Annotated in this window: 10 protein-coding genes and 2 pseudogenes; 7 read left to right on the top strand and 5 right to left on the bottom strand. The window is 41.8% G+C overall.

The features are described from left to right. Positions 1–310: 310 nt before the first annotated feature. On the bottom strand, positions 311–436 hold the full coding sequence (locus tag ACFE93_RS32810) for a hypothetical protein (protein ID WP_375480010.1): 126 nt from the start codon (positions 434–436) through the stop codon (positions 311–313). A gap of 318 nt (positions 437–754) precedes the next feature. On the opposite strand from ACFE93_RS32810, the gene pstS reads away from it, so the two are divergent. From pstS to ACFE93_RS32785, 5 genes and pseudogenes are all read left to right on the top strand, one after another. Beyond that, entirely contained in the window at positions 755–1,936 is a 1,182-nt protein-coding gene (gene pstS / locus ACFE93_RS32805; RefSeq protein WP_375480008.1) for a phosphate ABC transporter substrate-binding protein PstS, read from the top strand. A gap of 141 nt (positions 1,937–2,077) precedes the next feature. Further along, the gene (pstC, locus tag ACFE93_RS32800; RefSeq protein WP_292774533.1) at positions 2,078–3,028 is read left to right on the top strand and encodes a phosphate ABC transporter permease subunit PstC; all 951 of its coding nucleotides are present in this window, start codon (positions 2,078–2,080) and stop codon (positions 3,026–3,028) included. Between the two features lie 19 nt (positions 3,029–3,047). Continuing rightward, positions 3,048–3,929, top strand: a pseudogene (pstA, locus tag ACFE93_RS32795) (phosphate ABC transporter permease PstA). 57 nt (positions 3,930–3,986) lie between these two features. Then, the gene (gene pstB, locus ACFE93_RS32790; RefSeq protein WP_292774531.1) at positions 3,987–4,793 is read left to right on the top strand and encodes a phosphate ABC transporter ATP-binding protein PstB; all 807 of its coding nucleotides are present in this window, start codon (positions 3,987–3,989) and stop codon (positions 4,791–4,793) included. Between the two features lie 119 nt (positions 4,794–4,912). After that, complete coding sequence (locus ACFE93_RS32785) at positions 4,913–5,194, top strand: hypothetical protein (RefSeq protein ID WP_334691509.1); 282 nt, start codon at positions 4,913–4,915, stop codon at positions 5,192–5,194. Between the two features lie 99 nt (positions 5,195–5,293). Here the strand turns inward: ACFE93_RS32785 and ACFE93_RS32780 are convergent, their stop codons facing one another. The 3 genes from ACFE93_RS32780 to ACFE93_RS32770 form a co-directional block, all read right to left on the bottom strand. After that, positions 5,294–5,785, bottom strand: a complete 492-nt coding sequence (locus ACFE93_RS32780) for a pentapeptide repeat-containing protein (protein ID WP_375480005.1) — start codon at positions 5,783–5,785, stop codon at positions 5,294–5,296. Between the two features lie 44 nt (positions 5,786–5,829). Beyond that, a complete protein-coding gene (locus ACFE93_RS32775; RefSeq protein ID WP_375480002.1) occupies positions 5,830–6,396 on the bottom strand; it encodes a Uma2 family endonuclease in 567 nt (188 codons plus the stop codon). 167 nt (positions 6,397–6,563) lie between these two features. Further along, positions 6,564–7,160 (bottom strand): glyoxalase-like domain protein, encoded by a 597-nt coding sequence (locus tag ACFE93_RS32770; RefSeq protein ID WP_375480000.1) that lies wholly within the window; start codon positions 7,158–7,160, stop codon positions 6,564–6,566. 196 nt (positions 7,161–7,356) lie between these two features. Between ACFE93_RS32770 and ACFE93_RS32765 the strand changes: the two genes are divergently transcribed. Together ACFE93_RS32765 and ACFE93_RS32760 are read left to right on the top strand one after the other, a co-directional pair. Next, positions 7,357–8,010: a sigma-70 family RNA polymerase sigma factor gene (locus tag ACFE93_RS32765; RefSeq protein ID WP_375479998.1), complete on the top strand. Its 654-nt coding sequence runs from the start codon at positions 7,357–7,359 to the stop codon at positions 8,008–8,010. Positions 8,011–8,084: 74 nt separating this feature from the next. Then, a complete protein-coding gene (locus tag ACFE93_RS32760; RefSeq protein WP_375479996.1) occupies positions 8,085–9,164 on the top strand; it encodes a tetratricopeptide repeat protein in 1,080 nt (359 codons plus the stop codon). A gap of 141 nt (positions 9,165–9,305) precedes the next feature. Here the strand turns inward: ACFE93_RS32760 and ACFE93_RS32755 are convergent. Continuing rightward, positions 9,306–9,609, bottom strand: a pseudogene (locus tag ACFE93_RS32755) (hypothetical protein); the annotation flags it as partial.

Genomic DNA, 9,609 nt, shown 5'->3' with positions numbered 1-9,609 from the left:
CTTTATCCTCAAGGTAGACTGTACCTGTTGTCAAAATTTGAATTTGGAATTGCTGTCGCCGATTTAACAAAAGTTGCAGTAGGTACGTACATAGGCCTTCATATTCCTTCACCAAGTCAGCGGACTTAATTTTTCCGCCTTCACTTAAATCTCTTAGAGAGGTTTTCTGCGATTTCTTAAAATCCCAGAAAACCTCTACACCGTGGGGATTACAGGTAATTTGACAATGTAGAAAGCCCCTGATAGGGTGAAGTTACCACACTTCCACTTTTATCAAGGGCTTTCTATGTCTGAAGCCCTGACTGTCTAATCAGTATTTAAGAGCTTGAGACTCAAGCACAGTAAGAAGTTCGGTATGTTGATTAACCAAAGTTTGTATTGTGCTAACTGGATGACGATGAAGGCGACGTTTTTGTTGGCGAGGAGCTAAAGCCATTGCTAATCTACGACGTTAAGTTTTAATACCACGCTTTATCATCTATTTACATACTTTTTTTATGACTTGAGCAAAGAAATTACACTAACAATAAAGTTTTGTAAATACCTGCAACCAACTTAACTGTGGTGCTATTTGGATCTTAAAACTCAAGCAAAAGTATAAAATTTATCAAGTAAAACTAGAAATCAAGGTTGGCTCTTCATCAAAAAAACAAGTATCTTTATTGCTTTGTTAACCTTTCGTTAATCTCTATTGTTGTTCTTTGGGAGTATCTTAGAAACGCTCACCTGAAAAGTTACTAAAAAATTGATAGCGATGCTCTCACGTCTTAGTGCAACAAAAACTCATCGCCTCACAGGTTCAATTTCAGTGTTAGCACTGACAATCAGCCTAGCAGCTTGTGGCGGACAGCAAACACCAGATAGTACAGCCACCAAAGATACGCCTTCTGGTACTGCTACAGATACTACTGCCTCTAGCCCAGCTAAATTAGACCTTGGCGGAACCGTAAAGTTAAGCGGGGCTGGTGCGTCTTTTCCGGCACCACTGTACGATACCTGGTTCACAGATTTAAACAAAAAATATCCCAATCTGCAAGTTGACTATGCCTCAGTTGGTAGCGGTTCTGGAGTTGAACAATTTATCAAAGGCACTGTAGACTTTGGTGCTAGCGATGTCGCAATGAAGGATGAAGAAATCCAAAAAGTACCAGCAGATAGAGGTGTTGTTTTACTGCCTGTGACTGCTGGTAGCATCGTGTTGGCTTACAACTTGCCTGATGTTCCAGAGCTTAAGCTCCCACGAGCCGTTTACGCCGATATTCTACTAGGTAAAATCACGTCTTGGGATGATGCCCAAATTGCCAAGGCTAACCCAGGTGCAAAGCTTCCGAAAGAGTCAATCACAGTTGTTTATCGTTCCGATGGTAGCGGAACTACGGGTGTGTTCACAAAACACCTCAGCGCTATCAGCCCTGAGTGGAAAAGTAAAGTTGGTGAAGGCAAAACTGTCAACTGGCCTAAGGGAGTAGGTGCTAAAGGTAACGAGGGTGTTACTGCCCAAATCCAACAAACTCAAGGTTCCATTGGTTATGTCGAGTATGGCTATGCTAAACAAAATAGTCTCAAGTTTGCTGCTTTGGAAAATAAAGGCGGTAAGTTTGTTGTAGCTAATGAGGAGTCAGCTTCTAAAACTCTCGAATCAGTACCTTTACCCGCAAATCTCCGCTCTTTCATTTCCGATCCCGAAGGGGCTGATTCCTATCCCATCGTCACTTACACCTGGATTTTGGCTTACAAGAAATATCCCAATGCGGCAAAAGCCAAGGCGATTGAAGCTGCGATCGAATACGCTTTAACTGATGGACAGAAGCAGGCTAGTGCATTAGGATATGTTCCTCTACCACCAAATGTGATTACAAAGGTGGCTGCTGCTGCTGATCAAATCAGTCCAGAATATAAAATTTCTGTCGCCAGTGGTAGTAGCGCTAGCAAGTAAGCAATCAAACACGCTTATTAAGTAGTAACTTTGAACATTGAGTTACCATTGTATCAGCTGAAATAGATGATGAGGCGACAATTTTACTAATCTGGTTGCCTCCCATATTCTTCTCTGATTTCATTCTAAAAGTCGGTATTCATGACTACAAATTCTCAAAATCTGTCATCAGCGATGAAAAATCGCTCTGATGCCGAAAAATCCTTAGATTTGGGTTTTATTTGGCTGACTAAAATTTTCGCTTTTGGGGTTGCTGGAACTTTATTATGGATCGGGTCGCAGGTTGCAATTGCCTCTTGGCCTGCCATCCAAAAGTTTGGTGCTGGCTTTTTAGTCAACACCACTTGGAACCCGGTTAACGATAGCTACGGAGTTCTACCTCAAATCTATGGAACTCTCGTGAGTTCTTTTATTGGTCTGCTGATAGCAGTGCCAATTGGGGTTGGTACTGCTATTGTACTGAGCGAGGATTTTTTGCCCGCTAAAGTGAAGCTGGTACTGGTTTTCGCAGTAGAACTGCTCGCAGCTATTCCCAGCGTTGTCTATGGCGTGTGGGGGATTTTCGTTTTGGTGCCAATCTTAACCAACTTGGGAAAATGGCTCAATGGTTACTTTGGCTGGCTGCCATTTTTTAGCACTTCTCCTACAGGGCCTGGAATGTTGCCCGCAGGAGTCATTTTAGCGATTATGACTTTGCCCATCATCACAGCTTTATCCCGCGATGCCTTGATTTCTGTACCCCCAAGTTTGCGCCAAGCCTCTATCGGACTAGGAGCAACACGCTGGGAAACGATTTTACAAGTTCTTATCCCAGCAGCCTTTTCGGGCATAGTGAGTGCTGTGATGCTGGGACTTGGGCGGGCAATGGGAGAAACAATGGCTGTAACGATGTTAATCGGCAACTCCAACAACATCAGTCTTTCTCTTTTAGCACCAGCCAATACGATTTCTTCTCTACTGGCAAATCAATTTTCAGAAGCGAGTGGTTTGCAAGTTGCGGCTTTAATGTACGCGGCTTTAATTCTATTTTTTTTGACACTGGTAGTCAATATTCTGGCAGAGTTGATCGTTCTGAGAGTCAAGCGAATATAGCTTAGTTTTGGGTTAAATTATGACTTCTAATTTTCCAGAGCGCAGTTTAACTCGCTCCCCCACGTCTCAAAGGACACTGTTTAATACAGTGATGACTGTAATCGCATTTATCTGCGGAGTATTGGCACTTTTACCTTTGCTAGCAGTGCTTTCTTACGTGATTATTAAAGGCTTTAGCAGTCTGAATCTAGCCGTGTTTGTTGAATTGCCACCCAAAGCTCTGCAAAAGGGAGGAGGCTTTGGTAATGCAATTTTAGGCACGCTGCTGATGGTAGGAATTGCTGCCTTGATTAGTATCCCCTTTGGAGTTTTAGGTGCAATTTACATTACAGAATTTAGTTCGGCGAAAGTAGCTAGATGGGTGCGTTTTGCGGCTAACGTCCTTAGTGGAGTCCCCTCAATTATTGCTGGGGTATTTGCCTATGGGATTGTAGTTTTGACAATGGTAAAGTTGAACTTAGGATCGTATTCAGCTCTAGCTGGAGGGTTTGCACTGGCAATTTTAATGTTGCCAATTATTCTGCGAACTACTGATGAAGCCTTGCAGTTAGTATCGCAAGATTTGCGACAAGCATCTGTAGGGTTGGGAGCGACTAACTTTCAAACGGTGAGTCAAGTAGTCTTACCAGCAGCTTTACCAGCTATTGTAACCGGGGCAACCCTAGCGATCGCCAGAGCATCTGGAGAAACCGCACCTTTGCTATTTACTGCTCTATTTTCTAACTTTTGACCAGATGGTTTATTCCAACCAACAGCTTCTCTGGCTGTCTTGGTTTACAAATACGCCATTTCTCCGTTTAAAAATTGGCAATCTCTAGCTTGGGCAGCATCTTTAATTTTGGTATTGATGGTTCTAATCACAAGTATCATCGCTCGCTGGGCAACTCGCAAAAAAGCTTAGTAAACAACTATACACAGTGCAAATTCCCATCGCTTAAACTAACACTAAATTTAATTTATGGCTACCAACACTAGGACAGTGAATAACACTGAAACCGTTTTACGCACTGAAAATCTCAACGTTTACTATGGCAAGTTTTTAGCCTTACAAAATATTTGGCTAGATATACCGAAAAATCAGGTGACTGCTTTTATCGGCCCTTCGGGTTGTGGTAAAAGTACGTTGTTACGATGCTATAACCGTCTTAATGACCTGATTGAATCATTTCGGGCAGAAGGTAAAATACTTTTTTACGATAAAAATTTGTATGCATCCGACATCGACCCTGTAGAAGTGCGTCGGAGAATTGGGATGGTGTTTCAAAGACCAAACCCATTTCCCAAATCAATCTATGACAATATTACTTTTGGAGCCAAAATCAACGGCTATAAAGGTAATTTGGATGAATTGGTAGAAAGCAGTCTCAGAAAAGCAGCTTTATGGGATGAAGTCAAAGATAAATTACAGCAAAGTGGCTCGTCTTTATCTGGTGGACAACAACAACGGTTATGTATTGCTCGCGCGATCGCAGTACAACCTGAAATTATACTGATGGATGAACCTTGCTCCGCTCTTGACCCTATTTCTACCTTGCGTGTTGAAGAACTGATTCACGAACTTAAAGAGCAATATACTATTGTCATTGTCACCCATAACATGCAGCAAGCAGCGCGTGTTTCTGATAAGACAGCCTTTTTTAATGTTCGGACTTCTGAAACAGGAACCCGTAATGGCTATATGGTAGAATATGATGCAACAGAAGTAATTTTCAACAATCCTCAGCAGGAAGATACCAGAGATTACGTCAGCGGCAAATTTGGATAAATATTTATTTCACATAGTTTATATTAAAGCAATGAGGGATATTCGGAAATTAAGCCTGTACGATATTCCTCTATGTTTTTATTTGAAGGGTTTTTTCCTCCCCAACAAATCTCATCTCCATGCTGTCTGAAGTTTATTATTTGGTGCGTTCAAAAACTGACGGGAATTATCTTATAGCTCGTCCTGATGCTGAAACATCGGGCTATTTGTTGCTATTTCAAGAAAACTTTGACGCCCTTAGCTATCTCAACACCCACGCAGCAGAAGTGGCAAATCGCTTTGCTGTGGAATCTATTGCGCGTACACAGTTGGGAAATTTGCTCAAACGCTGGGGTTTTAGCGGTGTGGGTATTGTGACTGACCCGTTATTGCCTAAAGTTGAGTTTTTACAGCACAGTTAAGCTTTACTTCCTCATTTGTTAATTGGATATTCTTCATCAATTTTGGGTTTCGTTCTTTAACTAGCGACGGCAGCGATCGCACTAATTTCTTATTTATACTTATGGTTTATTGTTCACAATGCTTCCATCGGGCATGATGGTGTGGAAAAGGATAGCATTATTGACACTAGCATCAGTACTACCTGTCAAGTTAGCATAGCTGAGGTTAGCCCCCTCAAAAATAGCAGCCTCCAGCTTAGTATAAGAGAGATCAGTGTCAATCAACAGAGCGTTCTCCAGAGAAGCGCTATACAAGTCGGCCCTATTGAGGTCAGCACCGCTGAGATTAGCCCCACTCAGATCCGCACTCAGATGACTACCACTTAGATCAGCCTGTCTGAGATCAGTATTCATCATTTCAGTAGTCTCGAAGTGAGTACCTGCCAAAGCCCCACAGAGGTTAGTATCGATTAAGTTTGCACCATCCAAGTAAGTTTTACTCAGATTAATACCACGCAAGTCCATTCTACTTAAGTTAGCATCACTCAAATCAACCCCAATAAAATCTCTATCTCCAGCAGCATAACGCCTGAGCAATTCCTCGGCATCCATATCTAAATTCCCGCATTAATTAACATATTCAAAATATTATGGTGTTAAGTAAATAGTTGTGCGATCGCACAAGTAAAATTAGGTAATATGGGTGAACTTAATTCATCACCATTGAATAACGTCGCAACTAACTTTAAACTCGCTTGTTCGCGTCGATATACTTCCACCTCTTGCTTTCGCCAATCTACAATCCAATATTCTCTGACACCTCGTGATGAGTAGAGCTTAAGTTTTAGTTCTCTGTCCCGCTTTTCATTTTCACTACCAGCAGATAACACCTCTACAACCAATTCTGGCGCACCAGTCAAATGCCCCGCCTCGTCTAAAAGTAAAGGCAATCTCTCGTTGCTAGCCCAGACAACATCGGGAATAACATTATCATTATCACCAAAAATTATTCCTGGAGCAGTCACAACTTCTCCCAGAGCAGTAGTTTGTGACCAGTTATCCAAGGAAGTGCTAATTCTGACACAAGTTTTTTGATGATTCCAGTGAGGCGCTCTGGTCACAAACAATTCTCCGTCAATAATTTCATAGCGATTTCCGTTATCTGGAAACAACTCTAAATCGGCGGTAGTCCAGCGCACTCTCTCAGATATCGGCTGGTTCATAAATCATCTTGGTTAAGGGATTTACTTATTTTAGCCTGGGTAGAAATGGGACATTAATTAGGAGCCAAGCCGGGATGTCAATCTAAATTCCAAAAATATTGGGTGGAGCAATGTCTACTGCAGCAAGCTACGCCCCACCCAACCTAAAAGAATCTAATTATTAACTACTAATTAGCTACCTCAGCCACCTCAATCACCCGCCCTTCATAATCCTTGACTAAAAAGTTCAGGGGTTTCTGGTTACGAATCTTCAATTTCAAACCGCGCGTTTCGACTCGCATTAAAATCATTTCCAGGCAGTCGCGATCGAAACAAACGTGGCGTTGCTGATTTTTGCTACCTAAGCTCGCACCAGTAATGACGTGTAGCTGGGTGTTTTTCTTCAATTGATACCACAACCCATCGTTAGCATTATTCATCATTTTGCTAGACAAGCTCGGCCCAGTAGACATATATAACGGATCGATGCCAGTTGCGCCTATAGTTTGTTCGTAGTTGTAGTAGTAGTGCAATGGCACCTCAGCTGCTGGCAAATCTAGCAGCCCTTCATACAATTGTCGGGCAATCTCCAAATCTGACACCATTACAGTGTGTACTTTTGGGGCACTGGTGAGAAACATCCACATAGCACCAGCGTAAGCTGCTAGCAGCATCACCATAATGCCTTGTGTGGAGAACAGGCTATCTAAGGGCAGGGAAGGCAGAAAGGAGCCTAAAGTAAGAGGACTGAGCAGGAACAATACCACACTAACTTCTATAACCATGAACAAATAAGGATTCTTTAAGAGAGTTGATTTTATGATTGTCGATTAAGACTAAAATTAAGTCCTTGTTTCTAGTTTATCAATACTCAAGTAGTCTGAGTCTCATCTACAAACTGAGCAACACCAAGATATTATGCGATTAACTAGGGGAGTGCAATTCCCAAAACTATTTTAACAACTATCAACTTCAAGACTTGTGCAAATTCCTCATTTTCCTGAAGCTAATCACCCCCTGGTGAAGTCGCTGTTCCATCACAGTGACCATGAACTACTAACTCTGTTTCAGCGCTATCCAGATGCCGGAAAGTACTTTACAGTGATTTTTTGTCGCTATAGCCCCATAGTCTACACCTTAATTCGGCATTCGGCGCGATCGCCTGTGCAGGCAGATTATCTGTTTGCCCTTACCTGGCGACATATATATTACGAACTCGGTGGACTAAAGTTAACTGACTCTGAATCAGATGAGGAAGCTTTGACCATGCAGAATTGGTTAATTAATATGACAGCTTTCTGTATAAATGAGATTAAACTACCACCCACAGAAGCAATTCATTATTCTCTACAAGCGACTTCACCGCCGCTATGGTGCTATGTAGAACAGGCGTTAGACCAACTACCGCCAGTTTTACGACTAATTGTGTTGATGGCTCAAACTTTCCACTGGAGCGAAACTAGAATCGCTGCTTATCTACAAGCTGAAGGAGAAGCGATCGCGCCTAACGAAGTAGCCAATTTTCTCCAAGAAGGCTATCGTATGCTAGAGGACAAATTGCCCATAGATATCCGCACCATATACTTTGGGGAAGATTTAGCTCAATTAAAATTTAAGTATAAATACGTATATTAATTGTCTTAAATTTTAAATCTTAAAACTTCTTCTTAGACCTTCTACTTAAACCCGCAACTTGACGGGTAATTTTTATGAAACAACGGCTTGTATCTCCCTGGCAAAAGGTAAACTTAATTTGTGTAGGTGCGATTTCTTATCCCCAGGTACTTTTACACAGCTTTTTACTGTTAGCTTTTTTGCTGAGTCCTGTAGCGGGTGCGGTTGATATTACCGAACAACTCCATCGCCCTTTAAATAATTCCGTTGGGCGACAATCAAGAGATGAAGCAGACAGTTTGCTGCGTATTGCTGAACAAGAATACGCTTCAGGACATGGCGATAAAACAATTGCGTCTTGTTTGCAGGCATTAGAACTATATCATTCCATTGGAGACTTGAAAGCACAAGGTCTAACGTACAATTTGCTTGCTAAGGCTTATGTAGAGCTTGGTAGTTCAAAAGAGGCGGAAGATGCTTTCAGAAGAGGATTAGCGATCGCTCGTGATACTAAAGACTTCCAATCTCAGATTTTTGTGCTGAATAATATCGGTACATATCTGCTGCAACAAGGCGAATCTGCTGCTGCTGGTAAAACAGTTGAAGATGCACTCGCAATTGCTCGCGGTGTCAAAAATATTGAAGGTGAAGGACTGTCTTTGAGTAATTTAGGTTTAGTAAGTGCCAGTTTGGGAGATTATAACAAGGCGATTAAACTGTACGAAAATGCTTTAATTTTCCGCCGTCAGACTGGCGATGCCATTGGTGAAGCAAATACCTTGAACAATCTAGGAGATGCTTATTTAGCATCTGGAAATTATCAAGATACCATTGCTACTTATGCTGAAGCAATGCAGACAGCTAAAACTAACCGCGATCACACTAATCAATTACGGGCAATTGACGGTTTAGTTACGGCTCACACTGCTGTAGGACGTTACGAACGCGCCTTTGACTTACTAGAGCAGCGTTTAGCAGTCGCTAAAGAATTACAAAATTTACGCGAAGAATTAAAATCTTTTGAATCTTATGCTCAGTTATATAAGCAACAAGGTAATTATTTAACTGCCCGTAATTTTTACGAAAGGGCAATTATACTGGCGCGGACATTGCAAGACAACAACCAAGAATTGCAATTGCTGGATCAATTAACTAAAATGCTTCAGCGAAAGTAGTTAAAAGGGCGATTGGAAACCACGTCTACACAGGCAAAACCCATCTACGTGGGTTATAAACAGCTTGATTTTCTCTAGCCAGGTCGGTGTAGCTCTTAATTTATGTAGCCGTGAATGACCTTCGCCCTAATTTTAAATTAATTAATTCAAGAACACTGAACCATTTCGTTCAATTCTCATAGTACTTCTACCCTGTGTTGCATTGGTGGCTTCTTTAAATGTAACTTCCAAATTTCCTGGCTCTGAAACAGCTTGTGGAGTCACTATTAACTGTCCGCCATCTTGTCGTTCAAATGTCACCGTTACTGGTGCTTTTAGACGTTGCAGTGTTACATCTGACTTACCTTGTAGCGATCGCGGTGCCGTATCGCCAATCACTTGGAAAGTTATATTATAGCGGTTCTCAGTTGGGTGAAATATAGTAACAGCAGTGGGTAAACCATCC

Source organism: uncultured Nostoc sp. (assembly GCF_964247315.1).
Lineage (GTDB): Bacteria > Cyanobacteriota > Cyanobacteriia > Cyanobacteriales > Nostocaceae > Nostoc.
Note: the sequence above shows the minus strand (reverse complement) of the source record. Positions and strands in the feature narration are given on the sequence as shown.

Coding starts and splice junctions, on each gene's coding strand:
- ACFE93_RS32780 (WP_375480005.1), bottom strand. CDS start 5,785: ATGGATGCCGAGGAATTGCTCAGGCGTTATGCTGCTGGAGATAGAGAT.
- ACFE93_RS32770 (WP_375480000.1), bottom strand. CDS start 7,160: ATGGTTATAGAAGTTAGTGTGGTATTGTTCCTGCTCAGTCCTCTTACT.
- ACFE93_RS32775 (WP_375480002.1), bottom strand. CDS start 6,396: ATGAACCAGCCGATATCTGAGAGAGTGCGCTGGACTACCGCCGATTTA.
- pstS (WP_375480008.1), top strand. CDS start 755: ATGCTCTCACGTCTTAGTGCAACAAAAACTCATCGCCTCACAGGTTCA.
- pstC (WP_292774533.1), top strand. CDS start 2,078: ATGACTACAAATTCTCAAAATCTGTCATCAGCGATGAAAAATCGCTCT.
- pstB (WP_292774531.1), top strand. CDS start 3,987: ATGGCTACCAACACTAGGACAGTGAATAACACTGAAACCGTTTTACGC.
- ACFE93_RS32760 (WP_375479996.1), top strand. CDS start 8,085: ATGAAACAACGGCTTGTATCTCCCTGGCAAAAGGTAAACTTAATTTGT.
- ACFE93_RS32785 (WP_334691509.1), top strand. CDS start 4,913: ATGCTGTCTGAAGTTTATTATTTGGTGCGTTCAAAAACTGACGGGAAT.
- ACFE93_RS32810 (WP_375480010.1), bottom strand. CDS start 436: ATGGCTTTAGCTCCTCGCCAACAAAAACGTCGCCTTCATCGTCATCCA.